Raw genomic sequence first — 23,616 nt, 5'->3', positions numbered from 1 at the left:
CATTTCCTCTCAAGCCATGAGATAGAGAAGGGCGAACAAGACGACCCAGAGCAGGTCGACCAAGTGCCAGTAGCAGGCGACGACGTTGATGGTCCGATAATTGACCGCGCTGAGTTCCGGTTTGCGAAGAAGCTTCCGGATGTGCCCGAGTGTGATCAGCCCGATGATCAAATGAATCGCATGAATACCGGTAAACATATAGTAATACGTGAAGTACAGATTTGTGTTCGGCGTGAATCCATGCGAGAGTTTTTCGCTGTATTCGATGACCTTGTCGATAAGGAATATCGACCCGCATATCATCGCGAGCGCAATGAATCGACGCGCTACGAAGTTTGCGCCTCGTCCTGCCGCCTGAACCGCCCATACGACGAAGAGTGAGCCAGTCAGAAGCAAGCAGGTATTGATTGCCCCGAAGCTCAGGTGCAGTTCGGCCTGTGACCAGGCGAAGGTGGCGACTCGTGTGGAGCGGTCGTATACGAATACACCGAAGAAGGCCCCGAAAAGCGCCATATCCCCGAGGATGAAGACCCAGATGCCGACTTCTCCGGGCACGCTCTTGGCGGGTTCATATCGAGACCGAAGGGTCGGGGTTGATAAAGCTACGGTGGACTCAGGCATCAGACACCACCAGTTGGCTCCTGTTCTCGTCGACGTTGTTCTCTCGCTCGCATCGGGCGAGGTCTTGCTTGAGCTTGCGGGTCATGGCCAAGGTAATTCCTTCGACCCACACGAAGAAGATTGTGAGCGGCAAATACATTCCGAGCAACCCGTCATAAGCGTAACCGCCGTCCTTGAAGAACAGCGCAGCTCCGGCCGGCATGAAGAGGAATGCGGTCAGCAAACTCAGATAGCCCGTCCACCTGGGAAACTCGCGAACATCCCCCTCTCGTTTGTCCCGGAACACAGCAACGGCCTGCGCGACGCACCACATGCTGAAAGGGGGCCACGGGAGCAGGAACATCAGCCATCCGGCGTCATTGAGTGTCTGCGTTATCTGCGGGTTGATCTGTCCCGGTCGAAATGCCGCCAAGGCCCATAGCAGAGCGCATAGCACACCGACCATCTCGGAGATTGCCAGGCTCACAATCTGCACATCGGCCAGCACTCGACCGCCTCCGGCGCTCCGTCGTGTCCAATTAGCGACGACGGATCCCCAAGGTGCCCAAAAGCAGAAACTGACCATCATGAAAGTGGCGCCGAGCCGAATTCCGTCAACGTTCTCTTCGTATCGACGGGCGACATCTTCAGCGGAATCCAACGGAGAAGGAGCAGGTACGAACCTGGCCAGCACCACCCATCCGATGAAGAACAAGAGGAACAGGATTCGACCCGACACTCGTACGCACCACAAATTCAGTCGAATTCTCGCGAGCTGCGACTCCATGGGCATCTACTCCCTCACCGTTCGCGGTGGTATAGTGACACTATATCTTGGTATAGTGGCACTATACCAAGTAGGCTCCACCCCGGTCAATACCTACTTGGGAGGCATGGATGAGCACCGATGGGCGGTCGCCGACACGGCCCGCCAGCCCCGCATGGGGCCGGGGCAAGACGCTTCTGCTCGAGGCTGCACGGGCTGTGTTCACCGAAAAGGGATACGCAGCCTCCAGTACCAAGGAAATCGCGGAGCGAGCCTCGGTGACCGAGCCGATGGTGTTCCGGCACTTCGGGAGCAAAGCGAAGCTGTTCGAGGAAGCCGTGCTGGCTCCGTTCAACGATTACATGGCGACCTATATGGCCGACTGGGAAAGCCGGCCGCACGGCGTCGTGAGTCCCGTCCAGGAAGCACGCGACTTCTATCGAGGGCTGTACGACGTTCTGACGGCGAACCAGCGGCTCATACGAGCTCTCATTGCCGCACAAGATGCGCACGGACCGCTCTCGGACGCCACGACCGGAGCCCCCCAGCTCGGTGCGATCCTCGAGCGCTTCGAGGACATCACTCGCCAGGAAGGTGGGGCCCGGGGCTTCAGATCATTCGATCCGACCGTCCTGACCAGGCTTATGTTCGGTCTGGTCTTCTCCATCGCGGTCCACGGCGATTGGATGTTCGAAGGGGCCACTGCGCGCCGCCCCCCAGTCGAGGCCTTCATCGAAGAGATGGCCCAGCTCACGATTCACGGAGCCTACCCCCGACCCGATCATCCATCATGGGAGAACTCGGGGACGGGCTAGTACACCAGCATCACTTCGTGGTCGGACTTCGCCGATAGTGAGCGGGATGAGGCCGCTGCCAACGCTTTTGGGGCTATCGCGGCAGTGACGGCGAGGTAGGTGTGGGCCAGCATCGCGAGGGTGACATGCCGATACCGGGCGTCGTAACGACGGACCTGATATTGATCGAGGCCGACCTCGGTCTTCGCGGTCTGGAAACAATCTTTCACCGCCCAGCGGGCGCCGGCGACGCGGATCAGCTCCTCGTCCGGGGTGCTGTTGGGTGCGCAGCACAGGTAGTAGGCGATTTCGAGCTCGCCCTTGGCGTTCGGGGTCAACGCACGCCGCGCCAGCAACCATCGATCCCAGCCCGCGGCCGCGGTCGCACGCGGCTGCTCGGCCCGGTCGCTGCGGGGTGTCTCGCTGCTCTGGGAGGGGCCGCATCCGCAAGCCGGACTCGGCCAGCTGGTCGGCGGGAAGGAAGTACAGGGGAATCCAGCCGGTCGCGATAGTCCACCGAATCGGCGTGACGCAGGCCCTGGGCAGGATGGGAGGCGGTGTTGCCCTTGGTATCCCAATCGACGTGGTCGGGATCGACGACGCCGGTGAGGGTGTCGACGAGTTGACCGTTCTCCTCGAGATCGACATACACCAACCACCGGTCAGCAGCTGCGGCGATCAGGTCTTCGGTGACCGCAGCGGCGTCGGCGGTCTCGAGCAGTTCCGCCGGAAGGTATTGCGGCTCGGGCGAACTGGTGTCGGGCTCGACTGTGAGCACTCCGAAACCGAGGGCCGCGTACCTCAGGGACTCTTCGAGGCGGGCGCGGGCTTCGCGTCGGTCTGCGGCGATCTGATTCGCTATGTAGGTGAATCGCGACCGGGGGACCTGTCGCAGGCGCTCGACTGCCTCGGTGTCGCCGAGGGTTTCGTATTCGGTGATGACTGGCGAACTCGTCGAGACTGTAGGTACCCCGGTCGGCGAGTCCACGGGCAGTCATCGATGCGGCGATCGTTGGCGCGTGTTTGATGTCGGATCGTTCGCGTTGCAAGCCCGTCGCAACGCGGGTCACCGATGCCCCCAGGTCCAGCATCAACGCCATGCCGCCGGCGCGGTCTGCTGCGGTCATCGCCACGCGTCGGGTGTTGACGTTCATTTGCTTGAGGGTCGTGCGGATCCGGCGCTCGTGCTCCGGAACACTCGGATCCGCGTCGGTCGCCCAGACGGGAACTTTCGCGGTGCCGACCTCGACGGTGATGAGCGTGCGCAGCTGCCCTTCGGAGCGTCGCCGTGGCGTGGAGGTGGGCCGGTTGATGCGCGCGAACGGCTCGGTGGGGCTGGTCCCGTCGCGGCGGCGGCCGCGTGCGACCGTGCCCGGGAACGAGGAACGGCGCCCGAGCATCACCTCGGCGCTCACGTGGCCGGTGGCGCGCTGAACCGGGCGGGCTCCACGCGTTCCCGGATCGACGCCCTGCTGCGCAAATGGCTGGAGCCGCTGCCGCATCCGTGCACCGCCGTCGACCAGGCCGCGGGCTACCGCTACGACCTGTCGGTGCCGCGGGCTGAGGGCGGTGTCACATTCCCCCGATTTAGTTAGTTAGCGATATGCAACTATATTAACTGGAGGCCCTATCCGCTTACTGCCCGGGGAGATGCTCTTGGCTTCCGCACCATCGGTCGGCGAACTCGACGTCGGCGACGTCCAGACCATCCGCCGTCGGCTCCGCGTCGATCACGACCACCCGCACTACAAATGGGTGGCCCTGTCCAACACCACGCTCGGCATGTTGATGGTCACCATCAACTCCTCGATCGTGATCATCTCGCTGCCGGCGATCTTCCGCGGCGTCGACCTGAACCCGCTCTCGCCGGGCAACGTCAGCTACCTGCTGTGGCTGATGATGGGCTTCCTGCTCACCTCCGCGGTGCTGGTGGTGCTGTTCGGCCGCCTCGGCGACATGTTCGGCCGCGTCCGCATCTACAACCTCGGTTTCGCCGTATTCGCCCTGACGGCGATCGCGCTGTCATTCGACCCGTTCACCCACGGCGGAGGCGCGCTGTGGCTGATCGGGTGGCGTGTTGTCCAGGGTGTCGGCGGCGCCATGCTGATGGCCAACTCAGCGGCCATCCTCACCGATGCCTTCCCCGCCAATCAGCGCGGCGTGGCGCTGGGGATCAATCAGGTGGCCGCCGTGGCCGGTTCATTCCTCGGCCTGCTCCTCGGCGGCCTGCTCGCCGAATGGGACTGGAAGGCCGTCTTCTGGGTGAGCGTGCCCTTCGGCATCCTGGGCACCGTGTGGTCCTACCGATCGCTGCACGACAACGGCCAGCGCAACTCCGGGTCGCTGGATCTGCCGGGCACCATCACCTTCGCGCTGGGCCTGACCTCACTGCTGACCGGAATCACCTATGGCATCCAGCCCTACGGCGACTCCAAGACCGGATGGACCAACCCCTGGGTGCTGGCCGCGGTCATCGGGGGCATCGTGCTGCTCGCGGCGTTCTGCGTCATCGAGACCAAGACCGCGCAGCCGATGTTCCAGCTGTCGCTGCTGCGCAACCGGGCGTTCGGCCTGGGCAACCTGGCCGGCTTCATGGCGTCGGTGGGCCGCGGCGGGATGCAGTTCATGCTCATTATCTGGCTGCAGGGCATCTGGCTGCCGCTGCACGGCTTCGACTATGAGTCCACTCCGCTGTGGGCCGGTATCTACATGCTGCCGCTGACCATCGGATTCCTGATCGCGGGCCCGATCTCGGGCTGGCTGAGCGACCGCTACGGCCCCCGGCTGTTCGCGGCCGGTGGGCTCGCGCTCGCAGCGGTCACCTTCGTCCTGCTGGTACTCATCCCGGTCGACTTCAACTACTGGCTGTTCGCGCTGGTCATCTTGCTCAACGGCCTGGGTACCGGCATCTTCACCTCGCCCAACACCGCCGAGATCATGTCGGCGGTACCGGCCTCGCAGCGCGGCGTCGCCTCCGGCATGCGGGGCACCCTGATGAACGGGGGCATGGCGCTGTCGATCGGCATCTTCTTCTCGCTGATGATCGTCGGCCTGTCCGGCACGCTGCCGAGTGCAATGGACTCCGGTCTGCGCGGACAGGGCGTGTCCGCGCCGGTCGCCGGCCAGATCGCGGACATGCCACCGGTGGGCAGCCTGTTCGCCACGTTCCTCGGCTACAACCCGTTCAAGGAGCTGCTGGGTCCCACCGGTACCCTCGACCAGCCGGGTGTGCAAGCCGACGTGCTCACCGGGCAGCAATTCTTCCCCCACCTGATCTCCGGACCGTTCCACTCCGGACTGATCGTGGTGTTCCTGACGGCGGCGGCCATGATGGCGATCGGTGCCATCGCCTCCTGGTTCGCCGGCGGCCGCTACTCCGTCGACGAACAGGCGGAACTCGCCGAGGCCGATCGGGCGGGCATACCACAGCCGCAGGACGCGGACGAGGCCGTCGGGGCGGCCTGGGCCGAGGATCAGGTCTGGGAGGGAGCCACTCAGGTGATCTCCCGGCCCGAGCCGGCCCTTGCCGCCGCTGCCGGGCGGCATGCCGCACCGTACGGCCACGTCGCGACGAACGGTCAGGTGACGGCGAATGGCCATGCGGCAGCGGCGAACAGCCCCGTGGTGCATCGGCGGGAACATGTTGCGGCGATGACAGCCGGGTCGGTGGTCGATTCCACCGGTGATGGTCGCTCGATCGGCGGGCGCATCCACCGTGCCGACGGCGGGCCCGTCCCGGGTGCGGTGCTGACGCTGATCGACCAACGCGGACACCAGGTTTCGCGGGCCACCGGAGACCGCGACGGCGGCTACCGCATCGAGGCGCCCGCAGTCGGGAGCTATGTGCTGATCGTCTCGGCGGGCGGGCATCAGCCGGCGGCGGTGAACACCATGGTCGACGGGCGTGCGCAGCGGTTGGACCTGACCCTGCACGGGTCCGGTGAGCTTTCCGGTGTGGTGTGGTCGGCGGGTCGGGGCGAGCCGGTGGCCGAGGCCACCGTCACGCTGACCGATCAGCGCGGCGAGGTGGTGGGTGCTGCCGTCACGGCCACCGACGGCATCTACATCTGCCGGGGCGTGGTGTCGGGCACCTACACCCTGGTCGCGGTGGCCGAACACATGCGGCCCAGCGCAACCGCGCTCGTCGTGCCCGACAGCGGCCTGCTGAGGCAGGATATCGAGCTGACCCCGATGGCGATGCTGACCGGATCGGTGCTGGCCGACGGGAATCCGGTGCGCGACGCGCAGGTCACCGTGCTCGACGAGGTGGGTACACCGATCGGGACCGCCCGCACCGACGCGGACGGCCGCTATGTCGTCACCGATCTGCCCGGGGGCGATTACACCGTGGTCGCCCGCGGCTATCCGCCGGTGACCAGCGCGGTGACCGTCACCGGTGGCGAGGTCGGCCACGATGTGTGGCTGGGCTACGACGGCGAGCAGGCAGCGGAGCTGTCATGAGTGGGCTCTCCGTCCAGATCCGCAACGCCGCGGGCTGGCCCGTGCCGGGCGCACTGCTGACCGTCACCGATCTGAACGGACGCCAGCTCGCCCGCGCCGTTGCCGATGCGACCGGGGCGGCGGCCACCGAGCCGCTGCCCGCGGGCATGCACACCGCAGTGGTCACCGCCCCCGGATATCAGCCGGTTGCCCGGGTCACCCGCATCCCGGCCACCGGCGCTGGTGACCTCGGTGACATCCGGCTCGACCCAGAGGTGAGCGCGGTGCCCTTGCCGCCGGCGGGGCCGTGGACCATCGATCCGGTGCATTCGACGGTCGGCGTCACCGCCCGCCACCTGGGCATCGCGAGCATCAAGGCGCGGTTCGCCGACGTCGGCGGGCGGCTCGATGTCGCCGAAAACTTCGATCGGACAACGGGTTACGCCGAGATCAAGGCCGCGAGTATCGATACCGGCGTCGGTATGCGGGACGAGCATCTGCGCTCGGCGGACTTCCTCGACGTCGAGCGGTTTCCGGTGATCGGTTTCATCAGCACCGGGCTGCGCCGCACGGGCGCTGACACCTGGGTGATGGCGGGGGAGCTGGAGCTGCACGGGCAGCGACGGCCGGTGGATCTGGCGCTCACCTACGGCGGTTACGGACCCGACCCGTGGGGTGGGGTCCGGGCTGCCTTCCATGCCGAAACCCTCTTGCGCCGCGGTGATTTCGCCATCGATTACAACGCCGTCGTCCGGGCAGGGGTGGCCGCGGTCGGGACCACCGTGAAGATCGATCTGGACATCGAGCTGGTGCAGGGAGATCGGCTGCCGGAGATGTAGCCGGACTCCGCCCGGCCGAACGGGCAGAACTCGCCGTAGCCGATCGGGCGGGCAAAACTGACTGAAACGGACAACGCCGCCGCTGCCGACGCAACGGCGACGACACGCGTAGGAGCGAAGGCGGGATGATCCAGCAGGAGCGCAGCACCCAGCACCTGGCCGAGGCGGCGGATCTGTATCTGGCCCTTGGCAAGCTCATTCGGCTGCTGCGCCGCGGCGACTTCGGGTCGCTCGGCCCCGGGTCGGCGGCGGCGCTGGCCACCCTGGTCCGCACCGGACCGATGCGGCTGGGTGATCTCGCCGCCGCCGAACGGGTCACCGCGCCGACCATGTCACGTATCGTGTCCGCGCTCGAGAAGTGCGGCTACCTCGAACGCACCGTCGACCCGGTCGACGGTCGAGCGCAGAAGCTGTCGGCCACCGAGCCCGCGCACGCGCTGGTCAACGGCCTCGCCTCCGCCCGCATCCAGCGCTTCGCGGCCGCGTTGGACCAGATCGACGGCGAGGAATGGCGGGTGCTCGCTACCGCGCTCACCAAACTGGTCGACCTGCTCGACGAATAACCCACCACTACCGGCTCTGCGCTGCGGTGCGCGCAACCGATCGCTGCGCCGCAGGGCGTTGCCGTCACGTCCAGAGCTGGTATTCGTTTCGCACGTACCGGGCGATCTGATGCTCGCATTCGCCCGTCCCTGCGCCGGGTCGTCGAGGCTTCCTGCAACCGTTCAAGCCAAAGGCCGAAACCGACTACGTGTCGGAAGTACTGGGAGGCAACAGCACTCGCACTCGCGCCCATGAGACACGGGTGAACTCGTTTGCCGACTGGCTTGACAAGAAGCACGGCCTCGAACCGTTGCGCAACGCGGCGGTGGATCTCGGCACGGCCCAGCCGCTGACCACTATCGAGGCCAAGATCGTGAACGGGCGGCCAGACCACGCGATCCGCGCCGGCTTGCGGCGGCGCGGCCCACGTCGAGAGCGGACTGCTCGTATGGCTTTCACGAGCGGTTTCAGTGCTTCGGCGTCGTTGGTGTTGGGGGCTGAAACACCCACCGACACAGGGATTCCAGCGCGGTCGGACAGCACATGGATTTTCGAGCCGGATTTGCCGCGGTCGACCGGGCTCGGCCTGGTCAAAGATCCCCCTTTCTGGCCCGCACCGACGCCGCGTCGATCACCGTCCGCGACCAGTCGATCAATCCTTGGCTGCCCAGCTCGTCGAGCACGGCGCGGTGTAGACGCCGCCACAGGCCGGCCTCGGTCCACACATTCCTTAGTCCTCGCCGGTTCGGCGCTCGGTCAATGCGGCGGCGTATCCGGCAATGAGGTTGCGGAGAGCCTGTGCGTGGGACTCGGCTGAATCACGCCCGGGTAGGTAAGGAGCGACGGCCGCGATGCCCGGGTATTTCTTCGCTGCGACAAGGACGACCGCGTCGACGCGGTCGGGGTCTGCCCGCTGGGCCTCGGCGGCGGATTCCAGTAGCGCGGCGCCGATGCTGCAGCTCGCGCAGGCCATGAACAGGGAAACGGCGGACTCTGGGTCGAACCCGGCCTCGAGTAAACACGCGAAGACGGGGTCGGCGACCGCGTAGATGGCCTCGCTCAGGAACGCCTGCCCACCGAACAAGCGAGCAACGCCCGGGTGATCGAGGAGACGGTCGTGGAAGCTCTCGAAGAATATCTGAAGGGCGTTCTGCCATTGCGTGCCCGCTGGTGCGGCCTGGATCCCGCTGACCAGTGAACCCGCAGCCACCTGCAGAAGCTCCTCTTTGCTGCTGACATGCCGGTACGGGGCCATCGGGCTGACGCCGAGCGTGCTGGCCAGACGTCGCATGGTGACGGCGTCGATGCCCTCGGTGTCGATGATCTGCAAGGTGGTTGCGATCAGCGTGTTGCGGTCCACGGCTTCGGGGCGGCCGCGCTGCCTTGACATCGGTTTACCTCACTGTTGACGTCACATGTGATTAGACTTACATTGTATCTGACACTGTCAGGCAAATCAAAGGACGCCAATGCCCGAGGGACCTGCTGTAGCCGTAATCGGCGCGGGGATCGTCGGCCTGGCCGTGGCGCATGATGTACGCCGAGCTGGGTTCGTACCCACCGTTTTCGAGGAACGCGATCGCGTCGGCGGCCGCATCTGGACGGTGCGCAAAGGCGATTATCTGATGGACCTCGGCACAGCCGTCCATCTCGGTACCTACCGTGACGCGATCGCGTTGATCAACGAAGTCGGACTCCAATCCGAGTTTGTCGAGCGGTCGGCTAGGGGAGCTATTCCGCGTGGTGCGGATCGCCATTATCTGAACTACTCGACACCGGTTCGGACGGCGCTGACCACAAAGTTGCTCTCACCCCGGAGCAAGCTTGCGGAATTGAAGTCGCGAACGTCGCAATGAGATCTGAGTTATAGGAGCAGAATATGACAGAACGACAGCAACGCCTGTGCGTGTTGTTGGGGTTCTCTTTCGCGCCACTCTTCGCGATCGGATTCTGGGCGGTTGCAGGATTCATTCCGCCGCCCCGCCCGAGCATGGATGCCACCGCAATCGCGCACATGTTCGCCGAGAAGCGCAACCGGATCCGGATCGGTATCTGGATTACTACGGCTGCCGCGCCGCTGTTGGCCTTCTACGTGGCCGCGGTGACATATCAAGTCCGGCGCATCGCCGGCCCCGGCTCGCCGCTGGCGAGCGCGCAGACGATCGCCGGCTCGTGCCTGATTCTCGAGTTCATCTTTCCCCAGCTCCTCTGGCAGACGGCCGCCTACCGTCCCGAGCGCAGAGCCGAGTTGGTCCAGATGCTGAACGACGTCGCCTGGCTCATCTACGTCGGGGTTGTCGGCACGGCAATGGTGCAGATGGCGATTGTTGCGATCGCTGTCCTGCAGGACCGTCGCCGCGAGCCGTTGCTCCCACGGTGGACGGCCTACCTGTCCGCGTGGTGCGCGATCGGCGTCTCCGGCGGCAGCGTGGTGGTGTTCACCAAGGAAGGGCCGCTCGCCTGGAACGGCCTCATCGCCTGGTATCTGCTCTGCGTCTCGTTCTTCGCCTGGATGGTGACGATGACCTGGGGTATGCACCGCGCAAGTCGGCGCGCCGACGCTGCTGGGCTTGGCGAGATGGTGTCGGCCGATGCGCAGCGGCTCACGCCGGGGACATCGTTCTCGGGCGCGTAGTCCGACAAAGGGGCTTTTCGAGCGCCGCCGCCGAACATTTTGCTCCCCATCTGCAATTGCCGATGGGAGACGGCGATTCTCAGCAGGTTCACGGCAATGTTGTGAGCTCAGATCGGATTTACAGAAAGGTAGCGTTTAGTGAGTGATCGGGACGAGGTCATCGTTGTCGGGGCCGGCCCTGCGGGTTTGGCTGCGGCATTTCGGTTGCAGCAGAGCGGCTGTTCGGTCCGCGTCCTCGAGGCGGCCGATCGGGTGGGCGGCGCGATGTGTTCGAGCGAGCGCGATGGGTTCCTGTTGGACCGTGGCGCGATTTTTCTGCCAACCACGTACCGGCATTTGCTCTCCCTGACGGAGGATGCGGGACTCGGCGGTGAGATCGTTCCAGGTGGCTTCACCTTCGGCCTGGTCAGGGGTGGGCGGGTGCACCAGATCGACGGTGACCACCCGATTCGTGACTTCGCGCGCACCAAATTCCTGACACCAGCCGGGAAGATACTGGCTGCTCGGCTCGCCCCGGAGGTACTCCGCTCGCGGAAGGCCACTGTTGGGCGCATCGCCGAGGCAGGAGTATTCGATACTCGGAGTCTCGCGGAATGGGTCAACGAGGCGTTGTCTCCGGAGCTGTCGAACTTTTTGATCAGTGCGGCGATCCGCGGGATTTTCGCGGCCGAGCCGCAGCAGGTGTCGCGGGTCGAATTTCTAGGGATCGTTTCGTTGTTTGCGGGCGCGAAGCTCGTCGCCTTCAACAAGGGAATGGGTTCTTTCGCAGAAGGGTTGGCGGCACGGCTCGATGTGACGCTCGGAGCCCGGGTTACCGCGGTGGAGCAGCTGGCCGACGGAGCGAGGGTGACATGGGAGGGACCCGATGGGGAGCGGACCGAGTCGGTGGCGGGCTGCGTCGTCGCTTTGCCCGCGCAGCTGGCCGCTGGTGTGCGCGTCGATCTGGATCGGTGGCGGGCGGAGTATCTGGGCGCTGTGCGGCGTGGACAGCTGGTCACACCGAATATCGCGCTGGCCAGGGCGCCACGTGGTCTCCATGCGACGTACACGATGGTTCCGCGCGCGGAGCACCCCTTCCTTGGTGGATTTGCCTGCGATCACAACAAGGCACCCGGCCGGGTCCCACGCGGCAAGGGCCTGCTTACCCTCACGTTGACCAACGAGTGGTGCGAGCGTCATTTCGACGACGATGACGACGCTCTGCGGAGTATCTGTGCGGAGACGGCTGATGCGTTCCTACCGGGTGTGTCCGATGACATCGAGTTCATCGAGATCAATCGGTGGCAGCAGCAGTACAGTCCGGTCGGACATTATGCGCACCTCGGTGCGTTTCAGGCCAGAACTCGACGGCTCGATCGGACTGTCCAGCTCGCGGGGGAGTATCTGTCTACGCCGAACTTGGAGTCGGCCACCGCCTCGGGGCAGGCGGCCGCGGCGGCTCTTCTGAGCGCTTTGAACCAGCCGGCGTTCACCACATAGACAAGGATGCCCGCGCTCGGCCGCCCACCGCAGACGGCCGTGCAGAAGACCGATGCCCCGTATCGGTAGGTAGCCGACCCGTTCCGGGTTCGTTGCTTCCGGATGACGATCTCTGCCCAGGGCCCGATGAGCGCTGACCTAGGTGTTGTGGGTCATGACATGGGCATTGCGGTGAAACACGGCGGGTCTTTCCTTGCTGGCGGATAAGGGATTGGCGTTTCTCATCCTGGCGTAGCGGGGGGAGCAGGCCACGGCTGGCTACGCCGTGGCCTGGGCTTGTTTGAGCATCGAGGGATCGTGTGCGCAAACCAGCATTAGGCCGGGCTCGGCGCGCTTGTACAGCTTGCTGAAGCGGGCTTGGTTTGCCTGGACCTGCTTCAGGTTCCATGCCACGAGGGTCTCCATAGCGGTGAGGGCCGTGGGTACACGCGAGTGGCCGTCGATCGCGCCCGGGTCGTAGAAGGTGTCCACGGGTGGTGAGACGAGCACGATGCCCGGGGCGATGTGAGTGAGCTCCTCGGCTGCGGCGGATCCGCGCCACTTCTCCCCGTCCGGGGTGTGTTCGACGAGGTTCGGGCCGTGTGCCCATTGCTTCGGCTGGTACCGAATCCGTTCGCGCCGTATGGGATTGGTGATCGCGCCACGTACTTCCGCCGCTATGGCGTGCTCACCGATGTTCGTGATGCCGAAGCCCGTGGTCACAGGCATGTCGAGACGAGAACGCGATTCGCAAACCCGCGATACGGGGCTCGATCGGGATAGCTGTTTGCGGTCGGTGATCGGTGCCGACGGAGGATATGTGTCTAACGTATTTCCACTGTCGCGCACAAAAGGCACGTTTGTGCTGTTTTGTTTCAGCGCTGGATCCGATCTGTGAACAATGAAAGAGCACGCTTGTGCTGTTCTGGCGGCGGGGTGAGACTCGGTTCGTGCCCGAGTCCCTTCCATCCCTCAGACCCCCAATGACCAGCGTAAATCTTCGCGATGCGTTTGGTCGTGTCCCTTCAGGTGTGGCCGCTATCGCGGCGCACGTGAACGGACAAGATCAGGTGCTGGTGGTTTCCACCTTCACCAGTGGGGTGTCCCTCGATCCGCCGCTGGTCACGATTGCCGTCCAGAAGAGTTCCACGACGTGGCCCAAGTTGCGCCCGGCCCACCGCCTTGGCGTCTCGATCCTGTCCGACGATCAGGATGCGCTGTGTCGCCAGTTGTCCGATCGGAATTCCGAAGCTCGCTGGGTCGGTGTCGCCATTGAGCGCGACGAATGCGGGTCGATCCACATCCCGGCGTCCGCGTTGCATCTGACGTGCTCGCTAGACGCCGAACACAGTGTGGGGGACCACACCGTCGCCGTCCTTCGCGTCCAGGATTTCGCCATCGCTGACGACCGTTACGCATTGATCTTCCATCGCTCCCGCTTCGGCCGCATTGCCCGCTGAATCCAGGGCTTCCCACCTCTCGAGGAGAAACACTATGAGTCACACGCCCTTTCGCATCGGCTATTTCAGCCGCTTCGGCCCCACCGCCTGGAGCGCCGCCGACGACCGGCTCCACGGCGACGGTTGGTGGACCGGGGACCGTCACATCGCCCTTGCTCAGCGACTCGAGCGGGCGCACGTGGATTTCCTGTTCTTCGACGACACCGCGGCCGTCTCGCGGGCGATCAACGACACCCTGGAATGGGACCTCAAACTTGCCGTCGGCTCGCCACGACATGACGCTCTCGCACTGATTCCTCTGCTGGCGAAGGCAACTGAGGGACTCGGGTTCATTGCAACGGCCTCGACGTCGTTCTATCCGCCCTACATTCTCAGCCGAACCCTTTCGACCGTCGACAGCTTGACCGGGGGTCGGGCCGGGTGGAACGTCGTTACCTCGGGTGATGATTCCGCCGCCCAGAACCACAACTACGACGTGCTGCCCGACCATGCGACACGCTACGAAATGGCGGACGAGTTCGTGGAGGTCGCCAAGGCACTGTGGGGTTCCTTCGGCGAAGGCGCCCTCGCCCGCGATGTCACGAACAACATGTACATGGACCCGGCCGAGATTCGCGAGATCGACCATCGCGGCAAACATTTCACCGTGCGCGGGCCCCTCAACACGGTGCCCTCGCCGCAGGGGACGCCGGTCCTGTTCCAGGCGGGCGCTTCGGAACGTGGCCGTGATTTCGCTGCCCGGCACGCCGACTGCATCTTCGCACCGGGGTTCGGGATCGACTACATGAAGCAGATGCGCCGAGAGTTGCGTGACCGTGCCGCGGCGCACGGCCGCAATCCCGACGAGGTCAAGGTCTTCTTCGGTCCGCCGATCCAGTTCACCGACGGAACGCCACGTCCGCCGGCGACCCGAGCGCAGGTCGAGTACGCACTGCTGATGATTTCCCAGGCGTTCAACCACGATCTGACCCAGTATCCGCTCGACCAACCGTTCCCTCTCGACATCGAATCACGTGGCAGCACAGCACTATTGGAGCCTCTGCGCGAAACCGCGCGCGCGGGCAAGTCGCTGCGCCAAGGTGTCGTCGACGTCTGGTACCGCGACGACGAGAACGCGCTGTCCGGCACTCCCGAGCAGGTCGCCGAGGAAATGATGCACATCATGGACGAGGTCGGCGGGGACGGGTTCCTCATCGGCGCAATCGATTTCGCGAACCAGGCCTTCGAAGACGCCGTGATCGATGGCGTCCTCCCGTATCTGCGGGCAGCCGGCGCAACGCGTTCCGCCTACAAACCGGCCCAGACGTTCCGCCAGGCCCTGCACGATCCCGACTGGACGTCCAGCGACTAACCACTCCACTCGCGTGCCGTCAGCCCACGGAAATCCGGCTGAACCTTTTTACGCTCGACCGAAAGCAGAGTTATGACAATCGAAATCGCCACATCGACCGATCAGCACCCGCTCGAACCTCTCACCGTGGCGGAGATTACACGCATCCGTGAGTTGCTGTCCGCTGCTGACCAGATCAACGTCAACACCCGATTTTCCTACGTGCAACTTCGCGAGCCTGCCAAACAGGACCTGCTCGCCGGCGAGTCGGTGCAGCGCATTGTGGACGTGGTCACCACCGATCTGGCGACGCTGGAATCGGTTCAGTTCCTCATCGACCTCGATTCGGGACTCATCGAGCGCGAACGACGCTTCGATCACGCGACTCATGGATCGGGGCCGATGTTCGACGAGGACTTCGCCAACATCCCGGACATCGTCAACAGTGACCCGCGATGGGTCGACGCGCTGGCGCGGCGCGGCGTTACCGACCTGTCTCTTGTGCGGACTCCCAGCATCACCGCGGGCTATTTCGGATTCGAGGAAGACACCAAGGCGCGAGTGGCGCGGGTCGTGGCCTGGAAGCAGGACCACGCCGGAGACATCGCTTACGCACACCCGGTCGACGGCATTGTCGCGCACGTCGATCTGACCAACAAGAAGGTCATCCGCGTCATCGAGTCCGACATCACGCATGTCCCGGCTGAGTCTGGCAACTACCTGGATCCGCAGTATCGCGGGCCGGATCGCACGACCCTCAAACCGATCTCCATCACACAGCCGGAGGGCGTGTCGTTCAGCCTCGAGGAGGGGCATCTCCGGTGGGAGAACTGGGACATGCGTGTCGGTTTCAACAGTCGCGAGGGTCTGACGCTCCACCAGATCAGCCTGGACAGCCGACCCGTCATCTACCGCGCCTCCGTGCCCGAGATGGTCGTGAATTACGGCGACCCCGAACCAACGCGCAACTGGCAGAACTACTTCGACATGGGAGAGTCTCGCATCGGAGCATCGGCCAACAGTCTGAAGCTCGGATGTGATTGCCTCGGCGAGATCCGATACGTCGACGCCGTGCTCGCCGACGATCTCGGCAACCCCATGACCATCGAGAACGCGATCTGCATCCACGAGGAGGACTACGGAATCCTCTGGAAGCACACCGATCCCTGGTCCAACAGCGTCGAAACCCGGCGGCAGCGCCGACTGGTCGTCTCGTTCTTCTCGACTGTCGGCAACTATGACTACGGCCTGTACTGGTACTTCTACCTGGACGGCACGATCCAGCTGGAAGCCAAGGCGACCGGCATCGTCGCCACCACCGGCCACCGCGGCGGTGACTACCCGTACTCGCCGGAGATCGCGCCTGGACTGGGTGCCCCCGCGCATCAGCATCTGTTCTGCGCTCGTATCGACCCCATGATCGACGGGATCGCGAACTTCGTCGAGGAGGTCGAGTTCCGGGGCCTGCCGATCCACCCGGACGACAACGTGAACGGCAACGCGATCACCAGGATTATCAAGCGATTCAAATCCGAGAAGGAGGCTGTCCGTGATGCGGACGGCAAGGTCGGGCGTACCTGGAAGATCGGAAGCGCTGAGCGCAACAACCGAATGGGCAAGCCCACGGCGTTCACCCTGCACCCCGAGGGCAAGCCACTTCTGCTCGCCGATCCGGATTCTTCGGTGGCCAAGCGAGCCGCCTTCGCCCGGCATCACCTGTGGGTGACACGATTCGACGCGGATCAGCAGTGGCCCGCGGGCCTTCTGGTCAATCAGAGCCGTGGCGGGGGAGGGCTGCCCTCGTACATCGAGGGAGACCGTCCGATCGACGGTGCGGACATCGTCGTGTGGCACGTCTTCGGTCTCACCCACTGGCCTCGACTCGAGGATTATCCCGTGATGCCTGTCGAATACACCGGTTTCACGTTGACCCCGAACGGATTCTTCGACCGCAACCCGACTCTCGATGTTCCGGCGTCTCTCGACAATGGCCACTGCAGCGCAGAGATGTTCGATCGCGAAGATTCCGGTCGCGACCCCCATGGGTCCTGCGCCGGGCACCACACCAATTGATCTCCACTGCTCTGAAAAGGCAAAACCCATGGCACTCAATGTCCACATGGTCACCATCGACAGCACCGACCCTCGAAGCCTCAGTACGTTCTGGGCCGCAGCATTGGATCTCGTAGTCGCACTCGATGACGGTGAGTCGGTCTACCTCGCACCCGCCGGAGGCGAGGGCCTGATGGTCAGCATCGAACCGGCGAACTCCAGATCTCAGGGAGCAAACCGGTTGCGCTTGAACATCTCCGGGGAACCGATCGACGACGCGGTCCGCCGTCTGATCGGGTTGGGCGCTACCGCCGTCTCCGCGCACGAAGTCCCCGGTGTCGTCTGGCAGATCCTCGCCGACCCAGAGGGCAATCAGTTTGCTGTAGTCGAACACATGTAGCGCGGATCGAAAGGCATGACTGCCATGAACTTGGCCGTTCCCGAGATATTGATGCTCTGTACCTCTGCCGCTTCCGCGACCTGCTGCGTCGTGCCCAGAGCTCATGCATCGCTCTGGGCACGGGGCCTGGCAGCGACCATGTTCGCACTGATGGGTGCGATGGTGATGAGCAGCAGCCCGCTCGTCGTGCATGTGGGAGTTCCGGTATTGCTACTGATCGCCGCCGCCGTTGTCGGCTTCGATCGGGGCGAGACGCTCGTCCGCTGGCATCGTGTCGCGGGTGCGGCGGTGATGGCCGCTGTCATTGTGTTGCATCACGAACAGGCACACCATTCGGCGACATTGGTGCCGGAAATGCCCCTGCATCATCATGAAGCCGAGCCGACCCTGTCATTGGCACCGATGGTGGTCACTGCTGCCACGGCGGCGTACGTGGGATGGACCACTTATGTGCTGTGGCGTCGTAGCACCGACCAGCCCTGGGCTGATCCGGGGACGTGGGAGCACCTGATGATGGCCGCGTGCCTCGGCATCATGACAGGTTCGATCCATGGCTGAGCCGACTCGACTTGCGGTGAATGCCAGTGCTTTTCGGTATCCCGATGACGATGCCATGGTCTCCGTGCTGTCGCGTGGAGAGTCTGTCGTCCTCGTCGCCGAGGGCCGCGCGATCATGACATTCTGCGCAATCTCCGCGGATACCCGCCAAATGGCGCAGTTGATTCGGTACTCCTCCGGCTTCGTGCAGGTGGCTTTGCCTGACGCAGTGTGTGATCGGCTGCTGCTGCCGGAGGCAGCGCCGAGTCAGCGTTCCTCCGGGATGATCGCCGCGGGGCAGTGTGTCGCCGTCGACGCCATTTCGGGTGTGACCACAGGGATCTCGGCAAACGACCGCGCGATTACGGCGCGCACGCTCGCCCAGCCGAGAACGAGCCCGTCCGACCTCACCCGGCCCGGCCACGTCGTGCCCATCCGGGTGAAGGCTGACGGCGGGCAGGCCCGTGCGGGTGCGGTCGTCGCGGCCGCGCTCGCACTTGTCACCGCGGCGTCGGGTGTCCCGGCTGCGGTGATCGCCGATCTGGTGTCCGTCGATTTCCACGCCGATGTGATGCGATGCGGAGAGGCCGAGGTATTCGCTGCGTCGAGAGGTCTTGCGTATCGGAGCATCTGAGACATGACATTGTCTCAGGTTCCGGCGGCCCCACCGTACGAATGGGGCCGCCGGTGTCCCGGGAGACCTCGCTGGGCGGCCCTCACTCCAATTCTTCGAGTAGTCGCTCGACGCTCGCCGCGTGCCTTTCGTGGCGTTCTTTGTCACCCGCGAAAACCACGCGTTGATAGATGATCCCGTCCGCGACCAAGGACAGGAGATCAGCGAATGCGGTATCCGAGGGAAGATCGCTGTGCGCCAGGGCCTCGCTCATCGATTCCGACATCGCGCTGTAGTAACGCTCGACAAGAGCGCCGAGGTCGGGGCTATGACGGGCTTCGGTCATCACCTTGACCTCGAATTCCGACCTCTCCTGGTCGGTTTCGTTCACGATGGTCGCGAGCAGTGCTCGAACGTCTGACGCTTGGGCGATGGAACTCAGGTATGCCTGGCGGCAGTCGTCCAGCGCGGCCAGAAGTACATCGTTGATGGTGGGAAAGTTGTGGCGTACGGCACCAACGCTGACACTGGCTTCTGCGGCCAGTGCGCGGAACGACAGCCCGGAAAGTCCGTCTCGCGCCACCAGCCGGATTGCCGCCGCAATCGTTGCCGCGCGGCCGCCGCCGTACGGCACTTGGCGTGTCATGGATTCCCCTTCCTGCTCCGCGGGCAGCATACTGCGCTATCGCACGAAGCAGGTTCCCCAACCAGGCGTCTGTCAGGCGTTCGCGCCAACAGGCTGACCGGCGTGTCCGGGGGTGTTGGTGGTGATGTCACCCTGCTCGGCGAGCCAGCGCTCGGCGTCGATGGACGCGCGGCAGCCGGTACCGGCGGCGGTGATGGCTTGCCGGTAGGTATGGTCGACCAGGTCGCCGGCGGCGAAGACGCCCGGCAGCGAGGTGTAGGTGCTCTGGCCCTGGACCAGCACGTAGCCCTCGTCGTCCAGATCGACCTGGCCGCGTACCAGTTCGCTGCGCGGGTCGTGGCCGATGGCGACGAACAGGCCGGTGGCGGCCAGCTCGGAGGTCTCGCCGGTGCGGGTGTCGCGCAGGGTCAGGCTGGTGACCGCGGTATCCCCGTGCACCGCAACGACTTCCGAGTTCAGGACGAAGCGGATCTTGTCGTTGTTCTTGGCCCGCTCCAGCATGATGCGCGAGCCGCGGAACTCCTCGCGACGATGGACGATCGTCACGCTGGAGGCGAACTTGGTCAGGAAGGTGGCCTCCCCGAGGGCCGAGTCGCCGCCGCCGATCACCACGATGTCCTGGCCCTTGAAGAAGAAGCCGTCACAGGTGGCGCAGGCGCTGACGCCGCGGCCGAGCAGCTCCTGCTCGCCCGGGACGTTCAGGTAGCGGGCCGCGGAGCCCATGGCGAGGATCACAGCGTAGGCCTCGTGGACCTCACCGCCGACGGTCACCTTCTTGATGGGACCGGTCAGGTCGAGGGCGTCGACGTCCTCGGTGCGGATGTCGGTGCCGAAGCGCTTGGCCTGCTCCCGCATCTCCTCCATCAGGTCGGGGCCCATGATGCCCTCGCGGAAGCCGGGGAAGTTCTCGACCTCGGTGGTCGTCATGAGCGCGCCGCCGAACTGGGTGCCCTCGAAAAGCAAGGGCTGCAACTCCGCTCGCGCGGCGTACACGGCTGCCGCGTAGCCGGCCGGTCCGGAACCGATGATGATCAGATCGCGAACAGCGGTAGTCAAGAGGGCCTCCGAAGACAGTTGGGAAAGGATCCAGAAGGTCAACTGCAGCGAAAAGACGGAAATTCCGCGGGTGACCCTCGTCATAGCGTTCGGCCGACCGAGATCGTCATCGACGCCAGTCCATCTCGCGATGCATCTTCTGGCGCATTGGGGATGGCATTCGCCTCCGCACCTGACAACTTGTCAGGTGCCATCCGCGTCGGCTGCATGGAAGATTATTGTCATTAGAATTCGAAGCAGATACGTGAGGATATTCGAATGTCCGAAGTCGATCGGAGCAGCGTCAGCACTGAGCAATGCCTTCAGGTCACGACCTACCGCCCCGATGGCACTCCGGTGATGACGACCGTGATCTGGCCGCTGCCGTGGGGGGATGGCCGAATTGCCTTCGTCATGCCGCGGCAATCGGGAAAATTCGAGCGGCTGCAGAACAATCCGCGCATCAAGCTGCAACCCGCCGACTGGGATGGGTTTCCGTTGGAGGGCAGGCTTGCCGTGGAAGGGCGGGCCGAACTCGTCTTCGGTGCGGACCTGGAGAAGCTGCTGAGGATCATGATCGAAAAGTACGGCCGGGAGGGATGGGCTGCGACCATGGGGCGCGGTAACGAGTGCCCGGAGAGTCGCGGCGGATGCATGGGCGATGTCGGTGTGATCGTCAGTTTCGGCTGATAACTGCCCCGTCGATCGGTCCGAACAATGTTGAAGCTGCTGGCTATTGGACACGGCTCGTCGGCTACGGAATCGTATCCGATTTACCGAAGTTCGATCCCGACATCTCGTCGGCGATAATTGCCAAATGGAGCGAGGCTCTGATATCGGGTTCGTCGAGGTCGACCGAGAGTAATCTTCCAATTTTTTGCAGTCTGTCGTAGAATGCTGGTCGAGACAGATTTAGACTAGCGGCGGCTTCGGATCTGTTGTTCGGAAAGCGCAAATATGCGCGCAGGGATTCCATCAATTGTTTCTGGAATCGGCGATCGTATTCCTTGATGGCGCCGAGTTCTCTGTCGATGAACAAGGTGAGTCGCTCATCGTCGCCCAGAGTGCTTATCAGACCTCGGACGTGCACGTCGGTTATGCGGTGTACGGGATCTGCGGGCGACGAAGCCGCGGCTTCGACTACATGTTGGGCTTCCTTCAGCGTGCGGTCGAGCAGCTGGGCTTTCGTGACTGTTCTCCCGACACCGACCACGATCGGATACTGCCGCGAGACCAGATCGACGAGGGTGTCGACAGTGCTGTCGGCGTCGTCCTGGAGACCAATCGAAAGAACGGCTCGGATATCGCGGTGAACCGTGGCGATCACCAAGGGAACCAACAGATCGTTCGCCGCTCGAACCAACAAACGGATCACCTCGTCCGCCAGCGATACGGCGGGTGCGGCGGTGCGGTCGAGAGGCAGAACCGGTCGCACGGCGAGACCTACGAACTGTCGCGCTGTCATGGGGAAGCCGAGCGCATCGCAGCGGTTACGCAGTTCCTGGTTGCCGGGGTCGCGCAGCAAGCCGATCAGTATTTCGTGATGGGTGCGGCGGACGAGGCTACTGCGGTTCTGATCGTGGAGGCGGTGCATGGCGAGGGCGGCCGCAGCGCGCTCGATAATCGCCACAGTCCGTTGCGCCGGTGCGGCTGGGATCTGCATTATCAGGCGCCCCCATCCGCGGTCCCTGCGGCCCAAACGGGTGAGGAGCCAACTGTTTTCGGCGTTCCACGCGGTGCGATCGCTCAGGTCGACGGTACGCGAGCGTGCCTGCCAGTTCGCGAGGATCGGTGTGATGTCGCTTGTGCCCGTGCGAAAGTCGATCACTCGGTGCTGGTCGTCTTCGAGGATGACGGCGCTTCCCGATAGTCGCTGAACGGCATCGAGGATCTCGGCGGGGCCGGCCTCGGCGATGCTGAGTTCGGTGAAGGTGTTGTGGACGCGTTCGGCCTCACGCAGTTCTGTGAGTTGCTGCTGCACGATCTGTTCGCCGATGGTCTGAGTGACTGCGGCGAAACTGGTTTCGCGGATCAGCTGTACGAGTGTCAGGTCATGCTGCTCGCACGCCTGCCGCAATGCCTCCGGGATGCTCGTCCATCGTCGCCCCAACTCGATGATCAGTCCTGCCGCGCCACGGCGGGCCAGGCTCGCTACGAAACCTTCGAGCTGCCCAGGAGTGTCGGGAAGCGCGATCCCGGTGCTGAGGACCAGATCGCCGGTGCGCAGCAGTGGTGCGATGTCCGCCAGTTCGGTGGTGTGCACCCAGCGAACGGAACGGCCCAGCCCGCCGTGCCCGGCAATCACCTCGGGACCCCCGGATCGAAGCACCGGCATACCGAGGACATCGGCGACGGTCAGCACCGGCCTTCTCCTTGCATAGTGTCGGATTCTTGTCCGACGTTGTGACGCTTTGCAACTCCTCTCGGGTGCCCGTTCTCCCCAGAATTGGTGACGCAATCAATTGGCGTCGCGCCTGAAAAAGGCGGAAGAGAAGGTGCTCGAACCCCCATGATTCATACGATTCACCACTGGGTGAACGGCGTCGAGTCGACCGGTCGGTCCGACCGGTGGACCGATATCACCAATCCGGCAACCGGCCGTGTCACCGGCCGGGTCGTCATGGCCGATGAGGCGGATGCCGAGGCAGTCATCACGGCCGCCGCGCGAGCCGGTAAGGAGTGGGCGGCGACCTCGCTCGCACGGCGCACGCAGATCGTGTTCAATTTCCGCGAACTGCTCAACAGTCGCAAATCCGAACTCGCCGAGATCATTACGGCCGAGCACGGAAAGGTGCACTCCGACGCGGTCGGTGAGATTTCGCGTGGTCAGGAGGTCGTGGAATTCGCGTGCGGGATACCGCATTTGCTGAAGGGGCATCTGTCTCCGGGAGTCTCCACCGGTGTCGACGTGCACTCGCGGCGCGACCCGGTCGGTGTGGTCGCGATCATCAGCCCGTTCAACTTCCCTGCGATGGTTCCGATGTGGTTCTTCCCGATCGCCATCGCCGCTGGCAACACCGTTGTGCTCAAGCCCAGTGAGAAGAATCCGTCTGCTTCGCTGTGGCTCGCCCGGCTGTGGAAGGAAGCCGGTCTGCCGGATGGCGTCTTCAATGTGCTGCAAGGTGACAAGGTCGCGGTCGATGCGTTGCTGACCAGTAAGGACGTTGCCGCGGTCAGTTTCGTCGGTTCGACACCCATCGCGCAGTATGTCTACGAACAGGCGAGCCGCAACGGCAAGCGGGTGCAGGCCCTCGGCGGAGCAAAGAACCATATGGTGGTTCTCCCCGACGCGGATGTCGACCTGGCTGCGGATGCCGCGGTCAATGCGGGCTTCGGCAGTGCGGGGGAGCGCTGCATGGCGATCAGTGTGCTGGTGGCAGTCGATCCGGTCGGAGACGAGCTCGTCGCCAAAACCGCAAACCGCGCGCGCGGCACCGTCGTCGGTGGCGGCGCGTCGGAGGATTCCAG

The 23,616-nt window shown here is 64.2% G+C and carries 25 protein-coding genes and 2 pseudogenes; 17 read left to right on the top strand and 10 right to left on the bottom strand.

From position 1 onward, the window contains the following. Positions 1-9: 9 nt before the first annotated feature. Together ACFXN1_RS27110 and ACFXN1_RS27105 are read right to left on the bottom strand one after the other, a co-directional pair. A complete protein-coding gene (locus tag ACFXN1_RS27110) occupies positions 10-621 on the bottom strand; it encodes a heme-copper oxidase subunit III (protein WP_379444065.1) in 612 nt (203 codons plus the stop codon). Further along, positions 614-1,387, bottom strand: coding sequence for a hypothetical protein (locus ACFXN1_RS27105; RefSeq protein ID WP_379444064.1), 774 nt, complete (start codon positions 1,385-1,387; stop codon positions 614-616). The genes ACFXN1_RS27110 and ACFXN1_RS27105 overlap by 8 nt, the downstream gene beginning before the upstream one ends. Before the next feature lie 110 nt (positions 1,388-1,497). On the opposite strand from ACFXN1_RS27105, the gene ACFXN1_RS27100 reads away from it, so the two are divergent. Then, positions 1,498-2,181 (top strand): TetR/AcrR family transcriptional regulator, encoded by a 684-nt coding sequence (locus tag ACFXN1_RS27100; protein WP_379444063.1) that lies wholly within the window; start codon positions 1,498-1,500, stop codon positions 2,179-2,181. On the opposite strand, the gene ACFXN1_RS27095 is transcribed toward ACFXN1_RS27100, so the two are convergent. Together ACFXN1_RS27095 and ACFXN1_RS27090 are read right to left on the bottom strand one after the other, a co-directional pair. Further along, positions 2,178-2,516 (bottom strand): hypothetical protein, encoded by a 339-nt coding sequence (locus tag ACFXN1_RS27095; RefSeq protein ID WP_379444061.1) that lies wholly within the window; start codon positions 2,514-2,516, stop codon positions 2,178-2,180. The two genes, ACFXN1_RS27100 and ACFXN1_RS27095, sit on opposite strands and share 4 nt — an antisense overlap. Further along, positions 2,495-3,148 (bottom strand): hypothetical protein, encoded by a 654-nt coding sequence (locus ACFXN1_RS27090; protein WP_379444060.1) that lies wholly within the window; start codon positions 3,146-3,148, stop codon positions 2,495-2,497. The genes ACFXN1_RS27095 and ACFXN1_RS27090 overlap by 22 nt, the downstream gene beginning before the upstream one ends. Positions 3,149-3,344: 196 nt before the next feature. Between ACFXN1_RS27090 and ACFXN1_RS27085 the strand changes: the two genes are divergently transcribed. From ACFXN1_RS27085 to ACFXN1_RS27065, 5 genes and pseudogenes are all read left to right on the top strand, one after another. Continuing rightward, a complete protein-coding gene (locus ACFXN1_RS27085; RefSeq protein WP_379444059.1) occupies positions 3,345-3,755 on the top strand; it encodes a hypothetical protein in 411 nt (136 codons plus the stop codon). A 55-nt stretch (positions 3,756-3,810) separates the two neighbouring features. Continuing rightward, positions 3,811-5,538, top strand: a pseudogene (locus ACFXN1_RS27080) (MFS transporter); the annotation flags it as partial. A 273-nt stretch (positions 5,539-5,811) separates the two neighbouring features. Then, complete coding sequence (locus ACFXN1_RS27075) at positions 5,812-6,621, top strand: collagen binding domain-containing protein (protein WP_379444082.1); 810 nt, start codon at positions 5,812-5,814, stop codon at positions 6,619-6,621. Then, a complete protein-coding gene (locus ACFXN1_RS27070; protein ID WP_379444057.1) occupies positions 6,618-7,439 on the top strand; it encodes a YceI family protein in 822 nt (273 codons plus the stop codon). The genes ACFXN1_RS27075 and ACFXN1_RS27070 overlap by 4 nt, the downstream gene beginning before the upstream one ends. A 125-nt stretch (positions 7,440-7,564) precedes the next feature. After that, positions 7,565-8,002: a MarR family winged helix-turn-helix transcriptional regulator gene (locus tag ACFXN1_RS27065; protein WP_379444056.1), complete on the top strand. Its 438-nt coding sequence runs from the start codon at positions 7,565-7,567 to the stop codon at positions 8,000-8,002. A 376-nt stretch (positions 8,003-8,378) separates the two neighbouring features. Here the strand turns inward: ACFXN1_RS27065 and ACFXN1_RS27060 are convergent. Then, positions 8,379-8,707 (bottom strand): annotated as a pseudogene (locus tag ACFXN1_RS27060) (transposase); the annotation flags it as partial. Between the two features lie 5 nt (positions 8,708-8,712). Beyond that, a complete protein-coding gene (locus tag ACFXN1_RS27055) occupies positions 8,713-9,342 on the bottom strand; it encodes a TetR family transcriptional regulator (RefSeq protein ID WP_379444055.1) in 630 nt (209 codons plus the stop codon). A gap of 109 nt (positions 9,343-9,451) precedes the next feature. On the opposite strand from ACFXN1_RS27055, the gene ACFXN1_RS27050 reads away from it, so the two are divergent. From ACFXN1_RS27050 to ACFXN1_RS27040, 3 genes are all read left to right on the top strand, one after another. After that, a complete protein-coding gene (locus ACFXN1_RS27050; protein WP_379444053.1) occupies positions 9,452-9,838 on the top strand; it encodes an FAD-dependent oxidoreductase in 387 nt (128 codons plus the stop codon). 23 nt (positions 9,839-9,861) lie between these two features. Next, a complete protein-coding gene (locus ACFXN1_RS27045; protein WP_379463696.1) occupies positions 9,862-10,617 on the top strand; it encodes a hypothetical protein in 756 nt (251 codons plus the stop codon). Positions 10,618-10,755: 138 nt separating this feature from the next. Continuing rightward, positions 10,756-12,096 (top strand): protoporphyrinogen/coproporphyrinogen oxidase, encoded by a 1,341-nt coding sequence (locus tag ACFXN1_RS27040; protein ID WP_379444051.1) that lies wholly within the window; start codon positions 10,756-10,758, stop codon positions 12,094-12,096. 258 nt (positions 12,097-12,354) lie between these two features. Here ACFXN1_RS27040 and ACFXN1_RS27035 read toward each other — a convergent pair whose 3' ends face one another. After that, complete coding sequence (locus tag ACFXN1_RS27035; protein ID WP_379444050.1) at positions 12,355-12,804, bottom strand: hypothetical protein; 450 nt, start codon at positions 12,802-12,804, stop codon at positions 12,355-12,357. Between the two features lie 254 nt (positions 12,805-13,058). On the opposite strand from ACFXN1_RS27035, the gene ACFXN1_RS27030 reads away from it, so the two are divergent. From ACFXN1_RS27030 to ACFXN1_RS27005, 6 genes are all read left to right on the top strand, one after another. Beyond that, positions 13,059-13,535, top strand: coding sequence for a flavin reductase family protein (locus ACFXN1_RS27030; protein ID WP_379444049.1), 477 nt, complete (start codon positions 13,059-13,061; stop codon positions 13,533-13,535). A 34-nt stretch (positions 13,536-13,569) separates the two neighbouring features. After that, entirely contained in the window at positions 13,570-14,886 is a 1,317-nt protein-coding gene (locus tag ACFXN1_RS27025; RefSeq protein ID WP_379444048.1) for an NtaA/DmoA family FMN-dependent monooxygenase, read from the top strand. Between the two features lie 72 nt (positions 14,887-14,958). Continuing rightward, a complete protein-coding gene (locus ACFXN1_RS27020; protein WP_379444047.1) occupies positions 14,959-16,938 on the top strand; it encodes a primary-amine oxidase in 1,980 nt (659 codons plus the stop codon). A gap of 28 nt (positions 16,939-16,966) precedes the next feature. After that, positions 16,967-17,317 (top strand): VOC family protein, encoded by a 351-nt coding sequence (locus tag ACFXN1_RS27015; protein ID WP_379444046.1) that lies wholly within the window; start codon positions 16,967-16,969, stop codon positions 17,315-17,317. A gap of 15 nt (positions 17,318-17,332) precedes the next feature. Continuing rightward, complete coding sequence (locus ACFXN1_RS27010) at positions 17,333-17,875, top strand: hypothetical protein (RefSeq protein WP_379463695.1); 543 nt, start codon at positions 17,333-17,335, stop codon at positions 17,873-17,875. Further along, positions 17,868-18,488 carry a 3,4-dihydroxy-2-butanone-4-phosphate synthase gene (locus ACFXN1_RS27005; protein ID WP_379444044.1) on the top strand — a complete coding sequence of 207 codons (621 nt, stop codon included), beginning with the start codon at positions 17,868-17,870 and terminating at the stop codon, positions 18,486-18,488. Before ACFXN1_RS27010 ends, ACFXN1_RS27005 begins: the two co-directional genes overlap by 8 nt. Before the next feature lie 82 nt (positions 18,489-18,570). Here ACFXN1_RS27005 and ACFXN1_RS27000 read toward each other — a convergent pair whose 3' ends face one another. Then, entirely contained in the window at positions 18,571-19,113 is a 543-nt protein-coding gene (locus ACFXN1_RS27000) for a TetR/AcrR family transcriptional regulator (protein ID WP_379444043.1), read from the bottom strand. A 72-nt stretch (positions 19,114-19,185) separates the two neighbouring features. Then, positions 19,186-20,169, bottom strand: coding sequence for a thioredoxin-disulfide reductase (trxB, locus tag ACFXN1_RS26995; RefSeq protein WP_379463694.1), 984 nt, complete (start codon positions 20,167-20,169; stop codon positions 19,186-19,188). A 258-nt stretch (positions 20,170-20,427) separates the two neighbouring features. Between trxB and ACFXN1_RS26990 the strand changes: the two genes are divergently transcribed. Beyond that, the gene (locus ACFXN1_RS26990; protein ID WP_379441629.1) at positions 20,428-20,838 is read left to right on the top strand and encodes a pyridoxamine 5'-phosphate oxidase family protein; all 411 of its coding nucleotides are present in this window, start codon (positions 20,428-20,430) and stop codon (positions 20,836-20,838) included. Between the two features lie 64 nt (positions 20,839-20,902). Here ACFXN1_RS26990 and ACFXN1_RS26985 read toward each other — a convergent pair whose 3' ends face one another. Then, positions 20,903-22,510, bottom strand: a complete 1,608-nt coding sequence (locus tag ACFXN1_RS26985) for a PucR family transcriptional regulator (RefSeq protein ID WP_379441627.1) — start codon at positions 22,508-22,510, stop codon at positions 20,903-20,905. 147 nt (positions 22,511-22,657) lie between these two features. Between ACFXN1_RS26985 and ACFXN1_RS26980 the strand changes: the two genes are divergently transcribed. Further along, on the top strand, positions 22,658-23,616 hold a 959-nt coding region (locus ACFXN1_RS26980; RefSeq protein ID WP_379463693.1), incomplete at its 3' end, for an aldehyde dehydrogenase family protein.

This window comes from Nocardia sp. NPDC059154 (assembly GCF_042755705.1).
GTDB lineage: Bacteria > Actinomycetota > Actinomycetes > Mycobacteriales > Mycobacteriaceae > Nocardia.
This window is presented reverse-complemented; position numbering and strand designations above follow the sequence as displayed.